A 24,319-nucleotide genomic window follows, 5' to 3' on the forward strand; every position below is an offset into this window, starting at 1 on the left:
CCAGTAGTGCCATGTTCCGGCCCGGATTCGGGCCGCGGGTGGGGTCACGCCGGCCATAACACCGGCATCCAGGGAGAGGAATCATGTGCGGTATCGAGTCACAGAATCCGCAGGCGATCCAGTAAGTGTGGATGTGGCGGCCGTTGCGGATGAACCCACGATGACGGCGGCGATCGCGGTATCAGAACCGGAAGCCAAAGCCTTACCGGCCATTCAAGCAGTGGAGCGAGCGGCAACGATCCTCGCGGCGTTCACCCCTGCGCGTCCCCGGATGAGCCTTGGTGAGATCACCGTGGTGCTCAACACCAGCAAGGCGACCGCGCATCGCTACACCAAGGCGCTGCGGGACGCGAACCTCATCCGATTCGATGACGGTGAATCCATGTACTCATTGGGGCCGCATGTCATGACACTCGCGGCGGCGGCCCGCGCGGGTCTTCCGGTCATCAAAAGTGCCGAAGTCCATATGGAAAAACTGCTCGCCGAGGTCCGCGAGACGGTGGTTCTCAGCGTCTGGGATGGTGAGAGTCCAATTGTGGTGGCCACCAACGACAATACCGAGCAGGTGGCACGGGTGACGGTGCGCGTCGGTGCACGGCTTTCTCCGACGGCCTCGGCGCAGGGAAGGGTCTTCTGTGCGTTTCTTCCCGAATCCGACGCCTCGATGGCGCGCGCCGAACTGCGCACGAATCCCGAATTCGCCGACGAGCTCCAACGCATTCGTTCCACCTACGTCTCGGTGAAATCACCAGTGGTCAACGGTTTTCGGACACTGTCCGCCCCGGTGTTCGCCGGTGACCGGATCGTGGCGGCCCTGGCGGTGGTGGCTACGTCTGTGTCGGTCAGCGGAGACCTCGACCGACACATCGCCGCCCTCAAATCCGCTGCGGAGGCCCTGTCCTGCGAACTCGGACCTGGCTGACCGTGGTGGACGCGCGTACTTCTGGCCGGATCGGCACATTACGGGCGTGAAACACGCTGGTAAATCCTGGGATTGGGAACCCCGGCGAATTGACAGCGCAGCCACACCTTGGTCGAATTGTCGCGTAGTGCGAGACAACGTCTCGCAGTGAACTTCCACACAAATCGAGGGTGCAGCCCATGATCACGACGACGTCGCAACAAGAGGTTGCGTCGGACGCGAAACCCTCCACGGGTGTCCGTGCTGTCGCAAGCGTGCGCAAGGTGATGTTGAGTCCGGATCGGGTTCGTGCCGTCGGCTTGGGCGCCCTGGGGGTCCTCACGCTGCTGCTGGCGTGGACCGTGGTCGTGGCACTGAATCTCGTGCCGTCGAGTTCCCTGCCGTATCCCTCGGCGGTCGCCGCACGTCTGCCCGACCTGCTGACCGACAGCGAGTTCCTGTCGAGTCTCGGCGACACGATGTGGGCGTGGCTTGCCGGGTTGGTGCTCAGCTCGGTCACCGCCATTGCGGTCGGACTGCTCATCAGCACGATTCCATGGCTCACGCTCCCCGCCACATTGGCAGTCAACGTGTTTCGGTCGATTCCGGCGACGGCTCTGATCCCGGTGGTGATCCTGATCTTCGGACTCGGCCTGGACATGAAGGTCTCCGTCGCGGTGTATGCGACGTTCTGGATCGTCCTGATCAACACGATGTATGGCGTCGCATCCACCGAACCGATGCGTAAAGACGCCGCCCGATCCATGCAGTGGGGCTGGCTCAGGACGCACGCCTACGTCACCCTGCCCAGTGCGCTCCCGTCCATCGTCATCGGGCTGCGCATCGCCTCCGGTGTTGCACTGGTCGTGGTCATCAGTGCCGAACTACTCGGTGCGAAGTCGGGTGTGGGGACGTTGATGGTCCAGTATCAGCAAGCGCTGAAGATCGACGTGGTGTACGCGATGCTGCTGGTGATCGGTGTCATCGGAATGACCGTCTACACAGTTCTCGTGCGAATCGAGAAGACTTCGATGAAGTGGGTGCACATTGTCTAGCGTCACCGAGTTGCGGCCCGAAGTTGTTGCGGCGCAGCCCCCGGTCGTCCTGCGAAAGTCCCGGACCACCGTCGCCGCTGCCCGTCGCGTCCTGACGCCGATCGGGGCGCTGTGGTTGCTCGTGGCACTGCTCATCGCCTGGGAAGTATTCGCTCAGACCTCGCCGACGGTGTTCTTTCCACCGCTCAGTGATGTTCTCGTGCAGTTCCGCAAGGACTGGCTGTCGAGCGATCCGTCGATGTTGTTCCTCTCCAGCGACTTCTACGACACTGTGCCGGTCAGCCTCGGACGGCTCGCAGCGGGATGGGGACTGGCCGCGGTTGTCGGAGTCGTGTTCGGCATGGCACTGGGCCGCAGCCAGATCCTGGCCGGGATGTACAACCCGATCGTGCGCTTCTTTATGTCGTTGCCGAACGTCGCGTTGCTGCCGATCGTGTTCCAGATCTTCGGTCCCAACAGCTCCATGAACATCTTCCTGATCTTCTTCGGCACGGTGTGGCTGATCGTGGTCAACACCGCAGACGGAGTCTCAGGCGTTGATCCGCAATGGATTCGAAGTGCTCGTAGCATGCAGCTCGGAAAACTGGCCCTCTATCGCCGCGTTCTGCTCCCGGCGGCGATGCCACAGATCATGGCCGGGCTACGGGTGAGCATCGGCATCGGGCTCATCCTGATGATCATCTCGGAGCTGTATGCGACCACTGCGGGTCTGGGCTACAACGTCATGGTCTATCAGCAGACCTTTCAGTACCGGCAGATGTGGTCCGCATTCCTGCTGATCGCGGTACTGGGTATCGCGCTGAACGCCATCATGACCACCGTCGAGAAGCGGGTTCTGCGGTGGCAGCGCCGAAGCTCGCTACGCGACCTGTAGACGACCAACCCACAACGCACGCAAGGAGAGCCATGAAGCTTCGTATCGAAGGGGTCACCAAGACCTACGGTGAGCGTTTGGCGCTCGCCTCCACCACGGTCGCGATCGGCGAACAGGAGTTCGTCTCGATCGTCGGACCGTCGGGATGTGGCAAGTCGACGCTGTTGATGATGATGGCCGGCTTGCTGTCGCCCACCGGTGGACAGGTGATGCTCGGCGACGAACGGGTCGACGGTCCTCCCTTCGGCTTGTCGGTTGTGTTCCAGGACTACAGCCGGTCGCTGTTCCCCTGGATGACCGTTCGAAAGAACCTGGTCATGGCCGCGGCCGCGTACAAGCTACCGAAATCAGAAGTGGCCCACCGTGTCGAACATGCGTTGACCTCGGTGGGACTGCCAGGACAAGGCGACATGTACCCCTGGCAGATGTCGGGCGGTATGCAGCAGCGCGTTGCGATCGCACGAGCGCTGGTTGTCGAACCCAAGGTGATGTTGATGGACGAGCCGTTCGCCGCCGTCGACGCGCAGACCAGGGCCGACCTCGAAGACCTGGTGTTGAAGGTTCGCGATGAGTACAAGGTGACCATCGCCTTTGTCACCCATGACATCGATGAGGCGGTATACCTCGGGGATCGGGTGCTGGTTCTGGCGGCACATCCGGGTCATCTCGTCGCAAACATCCCGGTGGATCTCGGGCATGTCCGAGATCAGGTGACCACCAAACTGAAACCGCGATTCGCCGAATTGCGGACCGAGGTCTTCCAGCTCGTGATGCGGCCTGCAGAAGCGGTCGTGGCCTGACTTTGTCCGCAAGGCATCCGATGAGTGGCGTAAGTGCTCGGGTGTGATGGGCAAACGCCTGGACACAGGCCCAAACGTGGCGTTTGAGATGGCGTAACCACTTGCGTTGCAGTGCTTTACACCGCCGCAACACCACTGGTCTTTACTTTCGGTATGAGTTCAGGAGACCAGTCGAGTGCGAAGGACAGGCCGCGGATCGCGGTGTTCTCGGGCCCGCGAGCAACCATTCAGAACAGCGGTGTACTGAGGACAAGCGATTCGGTCCGCCGAGACCGTGGCCTGCCGGGTCAGGGCGCCGGCTTCGACACGATTCGATCTCAGCGGCTCGCGGCCACCGCGACGGTGTACGTCGAAGCCCTCTCAGCACATCCGTTGGAGCGGGATGCCGCCGAATCACACGTATCTCCAGACGGTTTCGTCGATCCGGTGACCGGTGACTTCAGCACGACCCCGGGCGCCGACGGGATACCCGTGTACCGGGTCACCGTCCGACCTTCCGATGGCCCGTATCTGCTGCCCTACGCCGGACGGCAATCCGACGGGCGGCCGTGGGATACGGGGTTCACGTCGGCAGGGGAGCCGCGCCAACAGTTCTATCCCGATGCGTCGCAGATCTTCTCCGAGATCGATCGCTTCGGGATCGATGAATTCGGGTACAACAATCTGCTCGGCGATGTCGCAGACTTCGAGTTCGTGCGCGCTGCCCCTTCTGGCGGCTACACCAAGGGGCTGCCGGCGGCAGAACGTACCGACATCGGTGATGGCGACATCTCGCCCGAGGTGCTGGGCGAAGATTTCTTTCCTTACAAGCCAACTCGGCACGAACCCGCTCTGCCGACCCTGGCGCGGCTGACCAATTCGGTGGCACAGACGCTCGGCGCGGGCGGCTACGACGGTGCCATCTGGCTGGAGGGAAGTCCCACGGCGGAGGAGACGCTGTACTGGCTGAATCTGCTGATCGACACCCAGAGTCCGATCGTGGGCAATGCATCTCAGTACCCACACGGGGTGATCGGTAACGACGGCGACCACAACCTGATCCAGTCGACGAAGTACATCGCCTCGCGCGTGTGGGCCGATGCGGCCGGCTCGGACCGAGTGGGTGTTGTGATGGTGCAGAACGGCCAGATCTTCACCTCCCGCGAGGTGCAGAAGGCCGATGCACGTCCCGGCGGCTATATCGCAACCGGGGGACATGGTGGCATCGTGGGGAACACCGTCTGGGATCCCGTGCTGTCCTTCATTCCGGTTGCGCGGCACACGCACACATCCGCGGTGCGTCTGACGCAGCTTCCCGATTCCGTCCAGGGCGTTGCAACCGTCGATGGATCCACTGTCCTGGTCGATGTTTCGATCAAGGATGCCGATGGGAACCTGCTCGAGACGGCCCTACCCAAGGTCACCATCAACCGATATGCCAACTTCGGCGCCGACGATTTCTCGGACTCCGTCGATGGTGAGGTCGAGGTGCTGGCCCGGATCAAGGCGAATCTCGCGCGGTACCCGCTGTCCGGGTTCATCGCCGAAGGATCGTCGCCGTACGGGGGACTGTACGAATCGTTGCTGGCTGCGATGAAACTCGCAGTCTATTCGGGCATTCCGGTTGTCGCGGTGGGTCGCGGTGGTGGAGGCTACGTCTCGCGGTACGGCGGGCAGGGTGGATTGTTCGTCACTGCGGGCAATCTCACCGCGACCAAGGCGCGCATGCTGTTGATGGCATGTTTGCTGAAGTTCGGATGCGTGCCCCCGGCGGTCGATCCGCAGGCACCGACCGACGAGGAGATCGACGCGATCCGGGCGAAAGTGCGCGCGTATCAGGCTGTCTTCGACACACATTGAACCAACGGAACCGCACGGAAGAAGCTGACAGATGAAGTATGGAGTTTTCCTTCCCGTGGGCAACAACGGCTGGGTGCTGTCGCGAGACGCACCGCAGTACATGCCCACCTACGACCTGAATCGCCGGATCGTCGCCAAAGCCGAAGAGCTTGATTTCGCCTTCGCTTTGTCGATGCTGAAGTACCGCGGGTTCGGCGGGGCAACGTCTCACTGGGACAACACGGTTGACCCGTTGGCGCTGACTGCGGCGCTGTGCGCCGTCACCTCGACCATCAAGCTGTACGCAACGGTGTCGCCGTTGACCATCAATCCACTCGTGGCCGCCAAGACCGCGGCGACACTCGACGATGTGTCCGGCGGGCGTTTCGGACTCAATCTGGTCGCCGGCTGGAACCAGGCGGAGTACCAGCAGATGGGTGCGTGGCCGGGCGACGACTACTACAACGTGCGCTATGACTGGCTCTCCGAGTTCACCCATATCGCCAAGACCCTGTGGGCCGATGGCGCGGCGACCTTCCACGGAAAGTACTTCCAGGTTGATGACGCCCAATGCCTGCCGAAGCCGGCCGGTCACATCGACCTCATCTCGGCCGGTTCTTCGCCGCGCGGCCGCCGCTTCGTCGCCGAGTACGCCGACTACCACTTCGGTGCCGGGTCGACGCCGGAAGCGGTGCTGCGATCGAACACAGCCCTGGCGGAGGCTTGTCGGGACACCGGCCGGCACCCCACCGCAATCGCCAACGCAACGCTGGTCATTGCCGACACCGACGCCGAGGCCGACCGGATCGTGAGTCGCTATGTGGCCGGTGCGGATCACGAAGCGCTGGCCGCCATGGTTGCGGAGTATTCCAGGGACACCGCCACCACCGGATCGAGCGCGGCGGTCGCGCAGCGCCACCGCACCGACATCAGCCCCTTCTACGGCGCTGCTCCGTTGACTGGTTCGGCGCAAACCATCGCCGATCGGCTCAACGAACTCGCCGCAGTCCCCGGCACTTCGGGAATCATGCTCACCTTCGACGATTTTCTCGAAGGTATGGAGCGGTTCGGTCGGGACGTCGTCCCGTTGCTCGACCATCCGGTCACCACTTCGGAGACACCTGTCCCTTCGACATTTCCCGCCGCCTGAGGTCGGCTCCCCATGTCTTACGAAATGAGCCTGGCGCTCGACATGTCCTTCGCGCATCACCAAGGCCGCTGGCGGCTGCCGGGATCGTGGGCCGGCGCGACATTCCCGGATCTGAAGATGTACCAGGAAGTCGCGATGATGGCCGAACGCGGTTGTCTGGACATGATCTTCTTCGGCGACGGCACCGGCATCCCGTCGACCTACGGCGGGTCGATCGACGCCGCAGTGCACTGGGGCGTCGGGTGGCCCCGGCAGGACATGAGTCCCTTCATCGCAGCGCTCGCGCAGGGTACGACGGGGCTTGGGTTCGGTCTGACGTATTCCTCGACCTTCATGCACCCGTTCTATGTCGCGCGGTTGCTGAACTCACTTGATCACATCACCTCCGGCCGAATAGCTTTCAATGTGGTGACGTCCTCGCGGGGCGCGGATGCCGCCAACTACGGCTTCAAAGAGTTGGCCGATCACGACGCGCGGTACCGGCGGATGGAAGAGTTCATCGACGTCTGTCAGGCGTTGTGGCGCAGTGTCGGTCCCGACGCGTTCGTCTGGGACGAGGCCACCGGGCAGGTGGCCGATGCCTCGATGGTGTCGCCCATCAATCATGTGGGCGAGTTCTTCGACGTCGTGGGACCGTTGAACACCGTACCGAGCCCGCAGGGTGCACCGGTGCTGATCCAGGCGGGCGGCTCACCCCGGGGGATCAACGCGTCCTCGAAGTTCGCCGATGTCGTGTTCGGTGGGGCCTGGGATCCGGGTCAGCGAATCAACCACCGGACCGAACTCGACGCCGCCCTTGTCCGTAGTGGTCGCGACCCCAAGAAGGTCGGAATCCTCTGGGACATCCAGGTGATCGTCGCCCGGGACCGGTCCGAAGCGCTGGCGCGGCGCGAAATGCTGCGAGACGTCCTGCCTCGCGACGGTGCCGCGGCGTTCATGTCCCACCAGACCGGTCTCGACCTCGCGGCGTTGCCCGAGACCTTCACCCTCGGTGATCTGCAGGCGGAAGCCAAGGCCCGCAATGCAAGTCCGATGGCCTTCCGGGATCTCTTCGCGAAGTACGACGAGAACCACGAGATGACGCGGACCGAACTCATCGACAACGGCTGGCGCGAGGCCACCGGATACGACCACACGGTGGTCGGGACACCGAGCGAGGTCGCCGACTATCTGGAGGAGAGTTTCGAAGCCACGGGCAGTCGGGGCGGCTTCATGATCTCGCACCCACAATCAACGCCCGGCGATGTCGTCGACGTCGTGGGACTCCTTGTTCCGGAGCTGCAACGGCGCGGCCGATTCCGCAAGTCGTACGCGGGCGCGACCCTGCGGGAGAACCTGGGGCTGGAGGCATTCGGCTAGCATGAGAGGAGCCGTCGGCGGCCACGTTCGTCGCCGACTACATCCGACCTGGGAGGGATGCGGTGACGGATCACGGTATCGACCGGTGAGTTCGCCTCCGCCTTTCCGGCAGCCGCGCTTTCGTCAGGACCGCGTCAACAGCAATCTGCTGCGACTCGAGGGCAATCGGCGCCAAGATGAAGTTCGTCGTCTCCGTGACCTGATTTCGGCAATCGTTGTCACCCGGCTCGGTTCGGCCGCTCGATTGCCCGCCGACGAGGACATCGCGCGCGCCTTTCACTCCTCGCGCAACTGTGTCCGCCTGGCGCTGCAGACACTCGTTGCGGAGAAACGCCTGCACCGCGCGGTCGGAGCCGGTACGTACACCACAAACGTCCATCGGCGCAGTCGGTTCGACCTTCTGATCGATTCGGCTGCCGGGGGTGTGAACGACGATCGCAACGGCACACGGATCATCGGATGGAAGGTCTCGCCCGACATACCAGGACCGTTGGCCGAGGTCTTTCCACCCGATGCCACCTCGGTTGCGATCTTCGAACGACTGAGTATCGGCGAAGGTGTACCCAGGCAGTTGCGGACCTACTATCTGGCGCTGCGCCCGAACGACGAATTCACTCGCGACGATGCAATCGACGATCTGTACCAGATCCTCGAAAATCGGTTCGGCTACGGAACTTTGACCGCTGACCGTCGCATCTCGGCCGTCGCGGCCGGTGAGTCCGCCGCAGCGCTGCTCGAGGTCGAGACCACAACCCCGATCCTGTACATCGACACCACGGTCTTCGATGAACGGGGACACACCATTCTGGTTTCCCATGCCCGCTATCGAAGCGACATGGTGACCGTTGCCCTCGACCCTCCACGAGGCTGAAGACACCTCGCGATCAGCGGCTGCGTGGCCCTAAATCGAATGGTGGCCAACAGGTAACCCAGGCGGCGTAACACGGCATCGGGTGGCGGCTCGGGCTGTTCGAGGCGGTCGGGTGTAGCGGCCAAGGGGCGAAACATCGCGGACATGCCCGGGACTCACAACCGAAACGCGTCATTGATGGCATTGCATCAACGGCCGCGCACTCGCCGTGGTCGGATCTCCCACATCGCGTAAGGATCCTCATGAACGACGCTTCCTCCCGCCACTACGGCAAACAGATCGGTGCCGGTTTGGCCGCATCCCTGATGGCCGCTGTGCTCGTCGCCTGCGGGTCGGACTCATCATCTGCCCCGGCGAGCGAATCGGCGGACGGAACGCGCTCGGTGTCCGTGACGACACTCGGACTGTGCAACGAGATGCCGGTGTACTGGGCGCAGGAGAAGGGCATCTTCACCGAACACGGACTCGACGTGGAATTGATTCGGGCCCAGGGTGGCGCGGCAGGCTTGTCCGCGTTGCAGAGCGGTGAGGTGGACCTTGCGTTCACGAATCCGTTCTCGACGATGCGCGCGCTCGACCAGGGGATCGACCTGGCCTGGATCTCTACCGCGTACGAGACACCGACCGATTCGGCGAACAAGGCGAATGCCGTTGCCGTGAAGGAAGGCTCGAAGTACACCGACGCCAAGTCGCTGGAAGGAACCAAGATCGGAGTCAACGAAGTCGCTGGGATCAACCAGATCATCACCAGTGAATGGATGCGGGCGGGCGGTGCCGATCCGTCCACGGTGGATTTTGTCGCACTACCCTTCGCGGACCTGGGGCCCGCGGTGGCGTCCGGTCGAATCGATGCTGCGCAGATCACCGAGCAGAATATGCTCCCCGAACTGAAATCACTCGGTAACCCCTACGTCGTGGCGGGTGCGGGCCAGCCGCTTGTCTTTGCCGGGTATGTGGCCAAAGGCGATGCCGCCCAAAGCGATCCGGAGACCTTCAAGGCGTTCCAGACAGCGCTCATCGAGGCTTCGGAACAGATCGAGCTCCCGGAAAATCAGGACGAGCGCTACGCGATCCAGGCGCAGGCATGCAAGCAGGACGCCACTGTGCTCAAGTCGCTGACAGAGCCGCCCTACGCGGCGGCGGTGAACATCGCGGCGCTCGACCGGATGGCCGAGATGATGAAAGACGAGAAGATCTTGGACGATCCGGCCGATGCATCGAGCTACGTTCCTGACTTCGTGGTCACCTCGTAAGTCGCAGTGAAGAAGACACTCAAGGTCGACGGAGCCGAGTTGGTCGTGGACATCGCCCCCGCGGATACGCTGCTGCGTGTCCTGCGTGCGCACGGCCACACCGCACCCAAGGCTGCGTGCGACCGGGGGGAGTGCGGGGCCTGCACCGTCTTCGTCGGTTCGAAAGCCGTGCTGTCCTGCGTCAGCCTCGCCGCCGTGGTCACCGAGCCGGTGACCACGGCGGCCGGTCTCGGCGAGGATGACCGCGACCTCCGCGAAGCATTCGCGGACCATGCGGGATTCCAGTGTGGCTTCTGCACTCCGGGGCAGGTTGTCCGAGCGGCGGCTCTGCTGCGGGAGGTGGCCGAACCCGGGCGCAAGGACATCGTCGAAGCCATGGCAGGCAACATCTGTCGTTGTACCGGATACGTTCAGATCATCGACGCTGTCGAATCGGTCGCGCAGCGGAGAAGGGCGCTGCAGTGACCTCGGTGGGACGGTCCGTCCGCCCGCTTGACTGGGATGAGAAGACCTCCGGCACAGCGCTGTATGCAGGGGATGTGCATCCCGACGGGATGCTGTACGCCAAGATCCTGCGGTCGACGACGGCCAGTGCTCGGATCGAGCACGTCGACCTCAGTGGTGCGTTGGCGTCGCCCGAAGTGGTTACGGTTGTCGACTCCCGTGATCTACCGCCGGGTGCCCGCTACCTGCACAGTGGTGGCACGTTCTCCGACCGCACGCCTTTTGCGGTGGGGGAGATCCGATTTCACGGCCAGGAAATCGCCGCGGTCGCAGCGAAGACGCCGGAGGCCGCAGAGGAGGCCCTGCGCCGGATCGTGGTGCGGTACCGGAGACGACCGGCGGCGCTGACCGTTGCCGCTGCACTGGCGAGATCTGCCCCTCGCATCCACCGGCGATCGTCGGGCTCGAACGTGTCTGTCGAATCGGACGGGACCTGGGGCGAACCCGATCTCGGGAGGCGTAACAGTGCACATCGCACGGACGGAGTCTTCGTCTATCCCCGTGTGTCACATGCCTGTATGGAGCCGAATACGACACTGGCCTGGTGGCACGACGACCGACTGGAACTGTGGACGTCAACCCAGGCGGCACACTTTGTGATCCATGAACTCGCGCAGCTCCTCGAGCTCCGCCCCGATCAGATCGTCTGTCGGGATGTCGCTGTCGGTGGAAGCTTCGGTTCCAAATCCAAGGTCAGCGAGCACGAGGTCATCGCGGCACTGCTGTCGATGCGCGCCGGAGCGCCGGTGATGCTGGAGTTCTCACGTGCCGAGGAGTTGGCTTCCACCAAACCGCGCCACGGTTTCCGGAGCGAGATGACCGTCCACGCCGATGCTGATGGTCGAATCTGCCTGCTGGAAGCCGATATCGACGTCGACAATGGCGCATACAACCACTACGGACCATCTGTGATGAGTGCGGGCATCAAGGTGCTCGGGTCGATGTACCGGCCTGACGCTGCGATCTGGCGTGCGCGACTCGTCGACACCAACCTCACTCCCGGCGGACAGTTCCGGGGATATGGGCAACCGCAGACCGCGCTCGCGGTCGAGTCGTTGGTCGACGAGTTGGCACAGAAGTGCCGGATCGACCCGATCGAGTTCCGGCGGCGCAATGCGGGCCTGCCGAATACTCGCGCCCTGGCCGGTGCCCGCATCGGGTCGAACCGACTCGTCGAATGTCTCGACGCGGTGCGCGACGGAATCGGCTGGGCAGAGAAGAAGTCCGCGAAGGTGGCATACCGTGGAGTCGGCGTTGCGGCAGGCATGCACGGTAGTGGTTCGTATGCCTACCCCGGCGGCAATGTCAGTGCGGCGGCGGTAGAGGCTTCCGAAACCGGGCGCATCACAGTCAAATTCGGTGGCAGTGATGCCGGAACCGGGCAACGCACGATCCTCGGACAGCTCGCCGCGGACATCCTCGACGTACCTCTTGACCTGGTTGATGTCGTGATGACCGACTGGGATGAGGCGCCTCCGGAGATGGGCGCCTGGAGCTCACGCGGAACGCACATGGGTGGACATGCGGTGGTCAAGGCCGCGACCGCATTGCGTGAACGCCTCGAAGAGCTGGGCCGCATCGGGTCAGGCGATTTCGCAGACCTGATCGGGCATGCGCCGGAGAGCAGCGCCGGGGTGTTGCGCATCGAGGCGGAATATCTCGAAGAGAAGATGGAGCCCTACTGGACCGGTCTGGACCGGCCGAACATCTCCGCGAGTTACACGTTCGCAGCGCACGCGGTGGAGATCGAGATCGACCCTGATACGGGTGAATTGAAGATCATCGAGTACGTGGCGGCGCACGACGTGGGGCGCGCGATCAATCCCGCGCTCGTCGATGGCCAGATCATCGGCGGTGTCGTTCAGGGGCTCGGCGCCGTGGTGGGGGAGCATCTCATCTACGAGGGTGGTCGAACGGTCAATACGAGCTACCTCAACTACCCCGTCCCGCGATCGACCACCGCCCCCGATATCCGTTCGATCCTGATCGAAGGGCCGGAGCCGGCGGGTCCGTTCGATGCGAAGAGCGTGGCCGAGATGGCAATCGTGCCAGTGGCACCCGCTGTCCTCAACGCTGTATACGACGCGATCGGGATCCGGTTCCGGACCCTTCCGCTGACACCTGACGTTCTGCTCGCCGCGCTGCGTGACAACGGCGCCGTTGCGGTCCCGGCCACCCGGCGCTTTCACCTGGCCCGCAGGCCGTCCCGGTGGCAGATCGAGGCCTTCCGGCGACTGTATCCCCTGGGTCTGCATCACCTTCTCGACCGATACGGAACGCGCTGGGCGCGCCGACCCGAGACCGCGGCGGTCGAAGTGGTGGCTTCTCCGACCCTCGTCGACGAAGCGGTGGCGATGCTCGCCGACGAACCGGCCGGAGCCGCCGTGCTGGTCGGTGGGGCAACGGATGTCCTTGTCCAGCAGCAACAGTTGTTGATCGCGCCGCGGGTGTTGATCAGTACCGCGAACGTGACAGCGATGCGCCAGATAGTCCACGGCGTGGACGGGGCCTACACGATCGGCGGCGCCGTCACACTGACCGAACTCGCCGACTGGGCCCGAGGATCGATGCCGGTGATCGCCGAAGCCGTCGACTCCATCGCGTCTGCTCAGATCCGCACCGTTGCCACAGTGGGTGGGAATCTGTCACAGGCCAAGCGGTGCTGGTACTTCCGCAATGGATTCGATTGTTATAAGCGTGGCGGCGTCACGTGTCCGTGTTACGCCGTCGACGGCGATCATCGGTTCCACCACGCGGCACTCGGTGGGCACCGCTGTCAGGCCGTGACACCGTCGGATCTCGCGACCGTGTTCTCCGGTTTGGACGCTCGGATCGAGGTCACCGGCCCCGGTCGGTCCCGGACGGTCAACATCGGCGAACTCTATTCCGGGCCTGGCGAACTCAGTCTCCTGCCGGACGAGATGATCGAATCGGTCACCGTGCCGTCGCAGGCGGGTGTGGCCAGGTCCGTCTTCGAGAAGATCCGGCTCTACGACGGTGACTTCGCGATGTTGTCGCTGATCTTGTCCGTCCACGTCGATGATGGTGGCCAATGGTCCGGGCCTCGACTGTGTTTCGGTGCACTGGCACCCACTCCATGGCATCCCACGGCGGTCGAATCCGCGTTCCGGGACGTACGACCGACCGAAGGGGAACTGGTGAAGGCGCTCGACGTCGAACTATCGCATCGCGCACATCCGCTACCGGGTAACGAGTGGAAGATACAAGCCGCGATCGGCCTGACCCGCAAGGCATACCGCCGATGGAGTGAAACCCGGTGAGCACCTCAACGCAGACCGGACCGATCACGCGGAGTCTGGTACGGGCCGGAGTGAGGGTCTCGGCCGCACTACCCGACAGTTGGCTCGGCCCCCTGATCGCCGAGGTCGAGGAAGAAGAGAGCATTCGCCACGTGTCCGTCGTCAGAGAGGACGATGGTGTGGGTATCTGCGCGGGTGCCTCGTTGATGGGCGCGCGGTCGGTCCTGTTGTGCCAGAACGCCGGACTGCTTCTGGCCACCAATGCCCTTGCGGGCTACGGCCTCCACCATCAGATTCCGTTCGTGGTCATCGCCGCCGATCGGGGCGCTGCCGGTGACAACTTCTACTATCAGGCCTACAAGCATTCGGTCACCTACGGTGTCATGTCAGCGGTGGGCCTGCGCGTTCACCAGGTGCAGTCCTCGTCGGACAGCGAGATCTTCGAGACCGCCTTCGACGAAGCAGAAATGACGCAGCGTCCCGTGGTTCTGTTGTGCACAAAACGCGTGCTGGCGGGGTTCTGAAGAATGAAGCGATCATCGGTGGCACGTGCGCTCGACCACGCGCTCCACAAAGACGCCGTGGTCTTCGCGAGCCTCGGAACGGCAGGCCGGGCCTGGCGTGATCAGGGCGCGAGTCAGCTCACGTACTACGCGTCCGACCCGATGGGAACCGCGCCTGCACTGGCACTCGGGGCTGCCGTGAGTCGGCCGCACCTGCGTTTCGTCTTGTTGGAAGGCGATGGTGACCTGGCGATGAACCTCGGGGTTCTGCTCACGATCGCAAGCACGGCTCCTCCGAACCTCCACATCGTCGTCTTCAACAACGGACGGTACGAAACGGGTGGCGGCCAACCGCTCGGCACGAACGCAACGGCGGATTTCGCTGCCATCGGACGCGGCGCCGGACTGCGCAGCGTCGAACTCATCCCTGCGGAGACAACCGAGGAACAACTGAGAAACTCCTTTGCCGAGTTCTTGGGTCGGCCCGGTCCTGGTCTTGCCGTGGTCGAGGTGGCGCCGGAGCCGTCGCCCTATGGCGGACCGGGACAACACTCAGGAGTCCAGTGCCGCACGCTGTTTCAAGAAGAGCTGGCCGCTCGCGACGCTGACGAGAACCCCTCAGCTGTCCCGGGTGTGATCCCGGACAGTCGAGGGCACGTTCTGTCGACTGAATCCGGGTAAGCGCATCACCTGGACGGCCAAACGGACCTCGGGATTCAGAGGCGAAGTGCAGTTTGAACGAGTTCGGCGACAGCTCGCGACCGGCTGTGTGGTGGCCAGGCGATGACCGTGGTGATTTTCGGCGCGTCCACAATCGGTACGGCCACGAGGTCATCGTGCAGTTGCGTCCTACAGGAGTCAGGCGCCACCATCAGTGTTCGGCCAAGGGCTATGAGCTGCAGAACTTGGGCGTGGCTGTGGACTTGGGGGCCTGGGCCTTCTGCGTAGGTTCCGTCTGGTCTGGGCCAGCGAGGCATGGGTAGCTCGGGTACGTCGGCCAGATCATGGAGGTGCAGGTCGGATCGAGTGGTGAGGCGATGGCCGGCCGGAAGGACCGCGATCTGATCTTCGGTGAGAAGTTCCTCGGTATCGAATCCTGTTGTGTTGTCGAAAGGTTGGTGGAGTAAGGCGACGTCGGCGCGACCGTTGCGCAGTAGTTGGGCTTGCTCGCCGGGCGCGCACAGAACGACATCGACGCGGATCGATCCGGGTTCAGCGGCGTAGGCGTGCAGTAGCTTCGTCAGCAGTTCGCTCGATGCTCCTGCTTTGGAAGCCAGGATCACTCCGGCTTGGCCGGCGCCTGCCAGGGCTGCGCGGCGAGCGCGCTGTTCGGCGGCCTCCATCGCATCCAGCGCCACCCGTCCTTCGTGCAGCAATACGGTGCCGGCCTCGGTCAGGGACACCTCTCGGCTGTTGCGCCGCAACAACTCTGCGCCCAGTCGCCGTTCGAGTTGGCTGATCGCTCTGGACAGGGGTGGCTGAGCCATACCCAAGCGCTGCGCCGCCCGGCCGAAGTGTAGTTCTTCGGCGACAGCGACGAAGTACCGCAGCTCTCGTGATTCCACGGCAACAGCGTACTCACAGCGGCCAGTTCCAATACCTTGCGGGTATCGCTTGTGACCTGAACGGTCTTGGACGGATCTGATTGAGCGGACGCATGATCGATGGCATGAGCGAAACGAAGATCGTCCTGGTGACGGGCGCAAACAAGGGCATCGGTTACGAGATCGCGGCGGGTATGGGTGCGCTGGGTTGGAGTGTCGGTGTGGGAGCCCGGGACCAGACACGACGGGAGCAGTCGGTGGCCCGACTTCGAGAAGCGGGCATCGACGCCTTCGGTGTCCCATTGGACGTCACCGACGACCGCAGTGTTGCGGCGGCCGCTGACCTGATAGAAGAGCGAGCCGGCCGTCTGGACGCCCTGGTGAACAACGCGGGCATCACCGGCGGCGGTCCGCAAGAGCCGACCACCGTCGATCCGGCTCTCATCCGTGCGGTCGTGGAGACCAACGTCATCGGCGTCATTCGAGTCACCAACGCCATGCTGCCGTTGCTGCGTCGATCACCGTCGGCACGGATCGTGAACATGTCCAGCAGCGTGGGCTCTCTTACCCGGCAATCCGGTCCCGGCAGCGAAACGACAACCGGTCCGGTTGCAGTGGCCTATGCGCCCTCGAAAACCTTCCTGAATGCGGTGACCCTGCAATACGTCCAGGAACTGGCCGACACCAACATCCTCATCAATTGTGCTTGCCCAGGGTTTGTCGCCACCGACCTCAATGGCTTCCGCGGTGTCCGCAGCCCGACAGAAGGCGCCCAGACCGCGATCGCCCTGGCCACTCTTGCCGACGACGGTCCCACGGGGGGTTTCTTCGAGGACGCCGGGGTCGTTCCCTGGTGATCGTCGTCGATCTCATTTTCGGCTCGAGCCCGCGTCACCGTGGGTACTTACGTCCCTGAAACAGGAAGAGTTCATGAACATCGCAATATTGGGCACCGGCAAAGTCGGATCCGCACTCGGGGCACGACTGGCTTCCGCCGGCCACCACGTCGTCTACGGGTCACGGACACCTTCGGGAAAAGCGGGAACCGTCAGTCAACAGAACGCGGTTGCTTCAGCTGACGTGGTGATCACCGCGATCCCCGGCACCGCCGTACTCGCCACGTTGCAGGACATCGGCGCGGATGTCTTGCGCGACAAGATCGTGCTGGACCCGTCAGCAGCTCTCACCCCAGAGATGACGTTGGCATACCCAGGCGACAGCGTGGCCCAACAGGTACAGGCCCGGTTCCCGCAGCTCCGTGTCGTGAAGACCCTCAACACGATGAACTTCACCATCATGGTCGATCCACTGGCCTCCCTACCCCGGGCGTCCGTCTTCGTCAGCGGCGATGACAGCACCGCCAAGACGGTGGTCGCCGGTTTGCTGACCGACCTGGGATGGCCCGACGAGAGCATTCTCGATCTGGGCGGTGTCGAAACCGCGTTGGCGACCGAGCACCTTGCCCCGATGTTCTTCGCGCTCGCCGGTGCCTTGCAGACAGCCACGTTCAACATCACCGTCGCGCGGTGAACCCCGTCCGCGGAACAAGGCTGAGCCACAACCGAAACGGCTGATGGATCACCATATTGCGACCCAGGTGGCGCACAGCGTCACCTGGGCGGTGTCGCCTCCAGCACTTCTGCGAGCAGATGCATCGCCGACGTGACGGCGAGTGCTCGTACATTTGCGCGGTCACCCGGGAGTTGTTGTGTCCGTGTCACCGTCGGCTCACCCGCGACCGCGATGGCGAAGCAGACGGTACCCACCGGTTTGAGATCGGTTCCGCCGCCGGGGCCGGCGATCCCGCTCGTGGACACCGCGACATCGGCGCCGAGCCGGCTCAACGCGCCCTCGGCCATCTGTGCGGCAACCTGTTCGCTGACGGCTCCCTGCCGCGCGATCAATTCCGACGGCACATCGAGCAGACCGGTCTTGATCGCGTTGTCATAGGCCACGACTGCGCCGACGACGTACGCCGACGACCCGGGGCGGTCGGTGAGCCGCGCGGCGAGCAGGCCGCCAGTGCATGATTCGGCAGTGGCGACCAGATGCCCGGCAAGTCTTTCCGCGATCTGGTCGTCGATGGTCGAACCGTCCGTCGAAAAGATCCGTGCGCCATGATGTTCCGTGACGATCGATGACAAGTCGGCGTAGGTGTCAGTCGACGAATCAGGGTAGCGGGTCACCATTTCGAGCTCTCCGAGTCGCAGGCAGGTGGTGATCTCGAGGGTTTCGAACCCGGCCAGATCTTGTTCGGCGGCGCGCAATGTCGCGGCAAGATCGGCTTCGGAGAGGCCATACGCCCGAATGATGGACTCCTGCAACACTGATCGGTTGGCCATGGCCTCTGTAACCGCAGACGTCTTCAGCGCCGCAGGCCACATCGCCTGCAGTTCGAGCGGTGGGCCGGGAAGCACCAGGATGGCAGGTAGCCCGGTTGCCTCGATCGCCACGCCCGGTGCGGTACCGGTCGGCGGAATCGACTGTGCACCTTGAGGAACCATCGCCTGTTTACGGATGCCCGCTTGCAACGGCGCCGGATCGGGATCGGAGGATAGTCGTCCGCGCCACCGTTTGATGATGCCGCTGATGTGTTCCTCGAGGTCGGTATCGAGGAGCAGTTCGCGACCGCAGAACGCCGCGACCGTCGCGACGGTCAGGTCGTCGGCGGTCGGTCCGAGACCTCCGGTTGTGATGATGAGATCGACGCGCTGATCGGCCAGGAACTGCAGTTGGGCCGTCAGGTCGTCGGGTCGGTCGCCGCATACCGTGATGTGCGCGATGTCGACGCCGAGCTCGAGGAGCTGTTGGGCCACCCATGGACCGTTCTGATCGGTGATCCGACCGGTGAGAACCTCGGTTCCGGTGACGACCACGCCTGCCCGCACTGTCATGTTGTCGAGCTTAGTGGGGCCGGCGGTACAGACGTAATTCGACATCGTGTCCCGGTTGTCGCAATCGCCCGAATATCGACAGGTGAGACCGTCGGTGGGCTTGCTCCACGGCGACCTCGGTGTGTCGCTGCGATAGAAAGTCCACCGCAGCAACTGTTTTGGTCCTCAAAATATCCATCGATGACGGTATCTCTGCGTCTGGAATTGCCGGTTTCCGTAACCCAATGGCAATACATTCGACAATGCAGGAGTAAAAGCAGCGTGAATGTGACAAAATAGGAACATTCTTCCTGGCGGTCTCGATTGCGGCAATGGCGACAAGGAGTTCCCATGAGCCCGATGAATTGGATTCATGGTCGGTGGTACACCAGCTCACGCTCGGCTTTCTTCGGTATCGTTGCGTTCGTGGCATTGCTGGTCGCAGCACTCGTGGTGCCGGTGACCATCGAATCATCCACCGGGACAGCGACCGCGGCGCCACTGCCCGCGGAGGATCCGTTCTACGTGTACACAGGACCGTTGGATGCGGTGGCGCCGGGGACCGTGCTCCGCACCCGCGACATCACCTTCGCGGCCGGCGAACTCAGGACGCCGATCGCGGGTACGCAGGCGCTGTACCGGACCACCGATCAGCAAGGTGCCCCGGTGACGACCGTGACCACGGTATTCCGGCCGATCACACCAACCGCAGATACCCGGATCGTCTCCTTCCACACCGCATACGACGCCCTCGGCTCGCAGTGCGACCCGTCGTACACCCTGCAGGGCAACAACCCCAGTCAACTGTCGCTGGCCGGACAGTCGGTGATCGCGGGCTATCTGACTGCGGGTTACCACGTCAGCGTCCCCGATTACGAAGGTCAACGGTTGGAATGGACCGTGGGGCGTCAATCCGGATACGCCGCACTCGATGGCGTCCGGGCGGCCGAAGCCGTCCTGCGCCTGCCCTCGTCCACGCCGGTCGGACTTGTCGGATACTCGGGCGGGTCGGTCCCGACCGAGTGGGGCGCCGAGGTTGCACCCACCTACGCGCCCGACCTGAACATCGTGGCTGCGGCGGGCGGCGGTCTGCCCGTCGACCTGGCGCACAATTTGCCCTACGTGAGTGGGAGCCAGAACTGGTCGGGCGTCATCCCGGCGTTGGTGGTCGCATACAACCGGACTTACGATCTCAACCCCTCGTCGTTTCTGTCTTCCTACGGCACCGAGATCGTCAAGCGTGTCGAGCATCAGTGCATCGACCAGTTCGTCGCGGCCTATCCCGGACTCACCGACGCCCAGATGGTCGCCCCGCCCCTTACCTCGCTGCTGCAGGTACCCCAGGTGGTCCGTGCCATCAACGACAACATCATGGGCACCGCCGGAACCCCTGATGTGCCCCTGTTCCTGGCCGTCGGCCAAATCGATGAAATCGGTGACCAGGTCATGATCACCCGAGACGTCCAGGCTCTGGCCCACACGTATTGCGGTCGGGGAGTGCCGGTCAACTACACGCGGTACGCCGGACTGAGCCACGGCCAGGCGTACGTCCCGTTCCAGGCGGAAGCGGCTCGCTTCCTCGATCAGCACTTCGCCGGAGCGTACGTCCCGGACAACTGCTCATCGATCCCCCCTGGCAACTCTCTGGCACCGCTGCCCGTTCCCGCGGGCTAGGTATCACGGGAGCGGTCGACGTATAGGTGTGGCGGAATGCGTTCAGTGCCAGGGAGATCGGAGTCAGCCACGTCAGCGCGCAGGTGAGGTGACGCTCGGTTGGTTCTGTGGTGTGGATCGAGATAAGTTGCGACGCAGTCACACTGAGTGCCGAGCACACCCGCGCCGGCTTCTGGTCCAGATGGTCAATGCTGTCGCCGCTGGAAAGCGCACGATCATGCGCTCAACCAATCGTCTGTTGCCTGGGCACGGCCGAACATCGGTCACCGCGTGTATGTTTTGCTGCCACCTGCGGGCATCAACGTGGGCTTTGGGAGTGCACCGAGTCGTGCACTGTCCTATTCTGAGCGCCATGCGGACGACGCAGCTGGGCGCTCGTCGGGCAGTCGTCGACGAGATCGCCGCTGCTCTACGCCTTGCCGTCGACGGAGTCGCACCGCGCGCATTGGTCATCACGGCCGGCCCGGGCAGTGGGAAAACACACCGCTTGCGTCAATTGGTGTCCGGGCTCGGCGCGGACAGTAGGCGGTCAACCGCTGGCGAGCTGTCGTGGCGATCGCCGTATGCGGTGTTGTCGGCACTGGTGGATCTGCAACCTCCGACTCCGGTGCCTGCAGGTTTCGAGGTCGAGTTGTTCGCGCGGATCGAAGCCATCTGTGCAGAAGCACCGCACGTTCTGGTGATCGACAGCCTCGTCAGCAACTCTCGGGCCGGCACCGGTGTCATCGCCGACGCGCCGGTTGAGACCGCGCCCGGGCCCATCAGCCGCTAGCCAACCACCACAATTCCTTTCGATCGAGGAGACTTTCGATGACCGTAATCGTCGACCCCAACCGTCCCGCCCCGCTGGACCTCACACACCACGGGCACCTCACCGGTGTGAACGCACCCCAGCGCGAGGAGGTCGACGTCGACGGGCTCGAGATCGTCGGGGAGCTACCCGCCGATGTGCGGGGCAGCTATCTACGCAACGGTCCCAATCCGCGTTTCGATCCGATCGGCTCTTACGTCTACCCACTCGACGGTGACGGCATGGTCCATCGCATCACCGTTGAACACGGACGTGCGGCATACAGCAATCGATTCGTCCGGACACCCATGGTGCTGGCCGAAGAACAAGCAGGCCAAGCGATCTGGTCCGGACTCACCGACGGTTACACCCCGCCGGCCGGTGTGGTGGGAGAAGAGCTCGTGGGCACATATCGACACTTGCCCGACATCAACATCGTGCAGCACGCCGGACGCCTGATGGCGATGGCCGAATCCGACAAGCCCTACCGCCTCGATCGGGTGAACCTGGCGACACTCGGCCGAGAAGACTGCGACGGTGCCATGCGGGTCGGCAGCACCGCCCACCCGAAGATCGATCCCCACACCGGTGAGATGGTGTTGTTCAACTACACGCTCGAAGCGCCGTACCTGACCTGGTCGGTTGTCGGTCCGGACGGACGGCAACAGCGTCCACCGACGGTGGTGGACGGACTCGACGCCCCGATGATGATCCACGACATGGCGCTCACGCAGCGCTATGTCGTCCTGTTCATCAACCCGTTGGCGTTCGACCTCGAGGCGGCGGTGACGGGTGGCGGATTGCTGTCGTGGCGGCCCGACGAGGGCACGCGGATCGCACTCATCCCGCGTGACGGCAGCACTGTGCGCTGGATCCAGACGGACACGTTCTGGGTGTGGCACTTCGCCAACGCCTTCGACAACCCCGACGGCACCGTCACCGTCGACTACGTCGAATGGGCATACCCCTCGGGGTTCGCGCAGGTTTCTGTTCCCAACGTCTCCCATCTCACCCGGACGGTATGTGATCCGGTGACCGGGGCCATCAACCGCACCGTCGTCAGTGAGCGCACCAACATCGAGTTCCCGCGCGTCGACGACCGCAGGTTGACTCTCGACCATGGGCACGTCGCCACGGTCGGCAAGGCCGACGCCGACCGCGACGATCTGGACAGCCTGTGGTTCCACGACCTCGCCCGCGGCACCGAGGTGTGCTGGTCGCCCGGCGTGGCCATCGGGGAGCCGATCTTCATCCCGGGATCCGAACGTGACTACTGGGGTGCGATCGGTACCGACCCGCAGGACATGCGTTCGTACTTCTACCTACTCACCGCGGACGATCCCGCCGCGGGCCCGATCGCGACCATCACCTTGCCGATCCGGGTGCCCGCCGGACTCCACGGGGCCTGGCTCGCGTCTTAACGTGGGCAAACCCCGCACATGAACGACCGAAGGCTCTGTGACCGTTGACACACACATGCGGTGAATGTACATTCATTCACTATGAACACTCAATCACTCAATGGTGATTCTCCGAAGTACGAGGACATCATTTATGAGGTCGACGGCCGCACCGCAGTCATCACGATCAACCGTCCGAGCCGCTACAACGCCTTCCGCGGCAAGACCGTCGAGGAGTTGATCAGCGCGTTCCGCAAGGCATGGGCTGACAACGGGATCGCGGCGATCATCCTGACCGGGACCGGGGAGAAGGCCTTCTGCACCGGCGGTGACGTCAAGCAACGTGCGGAAACCGGGGACTACGGCCCCACCGAGAGCGGCATGTTCGAAATCGGCAACCTTCACAAGCTGATCCGGGACGTCCCCAAACCCGTGATTGCGGCCGTCAACGGTGTGGCGATCGGCGGCGGCCACGTGCTCCACGTGCTCTGCGATCTGTCGATCGCCTCCGAGACCGCGAAGTTCGGGCAGGCCGGACCCCGGGTCGGATCCTTCGATGCGGGTTTCGGCTCGGCATTCCTGGCCCGGGTCGTCGGCGAGAAACGCGCACGGGAGATGTGGTATCTGTGCCGGCAGTACGACGCCACGACGGCCGAACGCTGGGGTCTGGTGAACTTCGTCGTCCCCGCCGACAAGCTGCTCGACGAGGCGAAGGCCATCGCCGCCGAGATCGGTGAGAAGAGCCCGACCGCGCTGCGATTCCTCAAGCAGAGCTTCAACGCCGACACCGATCACCAAGCCGGTCTGAGCAACCTCGCGATGTCTGCCCTGGATTTGTTCACCCATTCACCCGAGGGGCTCGAAGGCGCCCACGCCTTCGCCGAGAAACGGACCCCCGACTTCGGCAAGTATGTCGGAAGCTGAGAGGACAACCATGAGTACCAAGACAATCGCTGTGGTCACCGGCGCAGGGTCGGGAATCGGCAAGGCCATCACGCTCGCGATGGCCGACCAGGGTATCGCCGTCGTCGCCGCCGATCTGGACCAAGAAGCCGCCAAGCGGACCGCCGAGCACAGCGATCTGATCACCCCGATGGGCGTGGACATCGCAGATCGGTCACAGGTGGATGCCCTCCGCGATCAGGTCAACGCCGAGCTGGGGATTCCCACGATCCTGGTGAACGCGGCAGGCTGGGATCGTACGGATCAATTCCTCAACGCGTCAACGGAATTCGCTGAGAAGGTGGTCGCGATCAACTATCTCGGACCCGTGCACATGTGCAGTGCCTTCCTGCCAGGGATGGTTCAGGTGGCCACGGACAATCCCGATCAGCCGGGCGGCCGGGTCATCAACCTGGCGTCCGATGCCGGTCGTGTCGGCAGCTCTGGTGAAGCCATTTATGCCGGAGCCAAAGGCGGGGTCATCGCACTGAGCAAATCCCTGGCCAGGGAGATGGCCCGGCATCGCATCACCGTCAACTGTGTGTGCCCGGGACCGACCGACACCCCGCTGTTCCAGGCACAAGCAGAGAAGCTCAAAGATGCTCTGGTCCGGGCGATTCCGTTCCGGCGGTTGGCCAGGCCCGATGAGGTCGCCGCGCCAGTCCTGTTCTTCTCCTCGTCCGCCGCGTCATTCATCACCGGACAGGTGATCAGTGTCAGCGGCGGCCTGACCATGGCGGGATAGCAT

The 24,319-nt window shown here is 63.6% G+C and carries 22 protein-coding genes; 20 read left to right on the plus strand and 2 right to left on the minus strand.

Annotation, left to right across the window (positions count from 1 at the left end):
- Positions 1-160: 160 nt before the first annotated feature.
- The 13 genes from AC1D75_RS21590 (at position 161) to AC1D75_RS21650 (ending at position 15,029) form a co-directional block, all read left to right on the plus strand.
- The gene (locus tag AC1D75_RS21590) at positions 161-922 is read left to right on the plus strand and encodes an IclR family transcriptional regulator (RefSeq protein WP_495517362.1); all 762 of its coding nucleotides are present in this window, start codon (positions 161-163) and stop codon (positions 920-922) included.
- A 179-nt stretch (positions 923-1,101) separates the two neighbouring features.
- On the plus strand, positions 1,102-1,956 hold the full coding sequence (locus tag AC1D75_RS21595) for an ABC transporter permease (RefSeq protein WP_495517363.1): 855 nt from the start codon (positions 1,102-1,104) through the stop codon (positions 1,954-1,956).
- A complete protein-coding gene (locus AC1D75_RS21600) occupies positions 1,949-2,830 on the plus strand; it encodes an ABC transporter permease (RefSeq protein ID WP_495517364.1) in 882 nt (293 codons plus the stop codon). Before AC1D75_RS21595 ends, AC1D75_RS21600 begins: the two co-directional genes overlap by 8 nt.
- Before the next feature lie 32 nt (positions 2,831-2,862).
- Entirely contained in the window at positions 2,863-3,630 is a 768-nt protein-coding gene (locus AC1D75_RS21605) for an ABC transporter ATP-binding protein (protein WP_495517365.1), read from the plus strand.
- A gap of 153 nt (positions 3,631-3,783) precedes the next feature.
- On the plus strand, positions 3,784-5,469 hold the full coding sequence (locus AC1D75_RS21610; RefSeq protein ID WP_495517366.1) for an asparaginase domain-containing protein: 1,686 nt from the start codon (positions 3,784-3,786) through the stop codon (positions 5,467-5,469).
- Positions 5,470-5,500: 31 nt separating this feature from the next.
- Positions 5,501-6,598 (plus strand): LLM class flavin-dependent oxidoreductase, encoded by a 1,098-nt coding sequence (locus AC1D75_RS21615; protein WP_495517367.1) that lies wholly within the window; start codon positions 5,501-5,503, stop codon positions 6,596-6,598.
- Positions 6,599-6,610: 12 nt separating this feature from the next.
- Positions 6,611-7,957: an NtaA/DmoA family FMN-dependent monooxygenase gene (locus tag AC1D75_RS21620; RefSeq protein ID WP_495517368.1), complete on the plus strand. Its 1,347-nt coding sequence runs from the start codon at positions 6,611-6,613 to the stop codon at positions 7,955-7,957.
- Between the two features lie 85 nt (positions 7,958-8,042).
- Complete coding sequence (locus tag AC1D75_RS21625) at positions 8,043-8,828, plus strand: UTRA domain-containing protein (RefSeq protein WP_495517369.1); 786 nt, start codon at positions 8,043-8,045, stop codon at positions 8,826-8,828.
- Positions 8,829-9,070: 242 nt separating this feature from the next.
- Entirely contained in the window at positions 9,071-10,081 is a 1,011-nt protein-coding gene (locus AC1D75_RS21630; RefSeq protein WP_495517370.1) for an ABC transporter substrate-binding protein, read from the plus strand.
- 6 nt (positions 10,082-10,087) lie between these two features.
- Positions 10,088-10,546, plus strand: a complete 459-nt coding sequence (locus tag AC1D75_RS21635; RefSeq protein ID WP_495517371.1) for a (2Fe-2S)-binding protein — start codon at positions 10,088-10,090, stop codon at positions 10,544-10,546.
- Positions 10,543-13,866, plus strand: a complete 3,324-nt coding sequence (locus tag AC1D75_RS21640) for a molybdopterin cofactor-binding domain-containing protein (RefSeq protein WP_495517372.1) — start codon at positions 10,543-10,545, stop codon at positions 13,864-13,866. The genes AC1D75_RS21635 and AC1D75_RS21640 overlap by 4 nt, the downstream gene beginning before the upstream one ends.
- Positions 13,863-14,369, plus strand: a complete 507-nt coding sequence (locus AC1D75_RS21645) for a thiamine pyrophosphate-binding protein (protein WP_495517373.1) — start codon at positions 13,863-13,865, stop codon at positions 14,367-14,369. The genes AC1D75_RS21640 and AC1D75_RS21645 overlap by 4 nt, the downstream gene beginning before the upstream one ends.
- Positions 14,370-14,372: 3 nt before the next feature.
- Positions 14,373-15,029, plus strand: a complete 657-nt coding sequence (locus tag AC1D75_RS21650; RefSeq protein ID WP_495517374.1) for a thiamine pyrophosphate-dependent enzyme — start codon at positions 14,373-14,375, stop codon at positions 15,027-15,029.
- A 35-nt stretch (positions 15,030-15,064) separates the two neighbouring features.
- On the opposite strand, the gene AC1D75_RS21655 is transcribed toward AC1D75_RS21650, so the two are convergent.
- Entirely contained in the window at positions 15,065-15,913 is an 849-nt protein-coding gene (locus AC1D75_RS21655; RefSeq protein ID WP_495517375.1) for a LysR family transcriptional regulator, read from the minus strand.
- Between the two features lie 104 nt (positions 15,914-16,017).
- Between AC1D75_RS21655 and AC1D75_RS21660 the strand changes: the two genes are divergently transcribed.
- Complete coding sequence (locus tag AC1D75_RS21660) at positions 16,018-16,749, plus strand: SDR family oxidoreductase (protein ID WP_495517376.1); 732 nt, start codon at positions 16,018-16,020, stop codon at positions 16,747-16,749.
- A gap of 73 nt (positions 16,750-16,822) precedes the next feature.
- Positions 16,823-17,422, plus strand: a complete 600-nt coding sequence (locus AC1D75_RS21665) for an NADPH-dependent F420 reductase (protein WP_495517377.1) — start codon at positions 16,823-16,825, stop codon at positions 17,420-17,422.
- Between the two features lie 80 nt (positions 17,423-17,502).
- On the opposite strand, the gene AC1D75_RS21670 is transcribed toward AC1D75_RS21665, so the two are convergent.
- Positions 17,503-18,786, minus strand: coding sequence for a competence/damage-inducible protein A (locus AC1D75_RS21670; RefSeq protein WP_495517378.1), 1,284 nt, complete (start codon positions 18,784-18,786; stop codon positions 17,503-17,505).
- A gap of 339 nt (positions 18,787-19,125) precedes the next feature.
- On the opposite strand from AC1D75_RS21670, the gene AC1D75_RS21675 reads away from it, so the two are divergent.
- The 5 genes from AC1D75_RS21675 to AC1D75_RS21695 all read left to right on the plus strand — a co-directional run bounded on the left by AC1D75_RS21675 (position 19,126) and on the right by AC1D75_RS21695 (position 24,316).
- Positions 19,126-20,439, plus strand: coding sequence for a lipase family protein (locus AC1D75_RS21675; protein WP_495517678.1), 1,314 nt, complete (start codon positions 19,126-19,128; stop codon positions 20,437-20,439).
- A 352-nt stretch (positions 20,440-20,791) separates the two neighbouring features.
- Positions 20,792-21,211, plus strand: coding sequence for a hypothetical protein (locus AC1D75_RS21680; RefSeq protein WP_495517379.1), 420 nt, complete (start codon positions 20,792-20,794; stop codon positions 21,209-21,211).
- Between the two features lie 38 nt (positions 21,212-21,249).
- Positions 21,250-22,650, plus strand: coding sequence for a carotenoid oxygenase family protein (locus AC1D75_RS21685; RefSeq protein WP_495517380.1), 1,401 nt, complete (start codon positions 21,250-21,252; stop codon positions 22,648-22,650).
- An 81-nt stretch (positions 22,651-22,731) separates the two neighbouring features.
- On the plus strand, positions 22,732-23,553 hold the full coding sequence (locus AC1D75_RS21690; protein ID WP_495517381.1) for an enoyl-CoA hydratase-related protein: 822 nt from the start codon (positions 22,732-22,734) through the stop codon (positions 23,551-23,553).
- Positions 23,554-23,563: 10 nt separating this feature from the next.
- A complete protein-coding gene (locus tag AC1D75_RS21695) occupies positions 23,564-24,316 on the plus strand; it encodes an SDR family NAD(P)-dependent oxidoreductase (protein ID WP_495517382.1) in 753 nt (250 codons plus the stop codon).
- Positions 24,317-24,319 lie beyond the last annotated feature (3 nt).

Source organism: Williamsia sp. Y712, assembly GCF_059445525.1.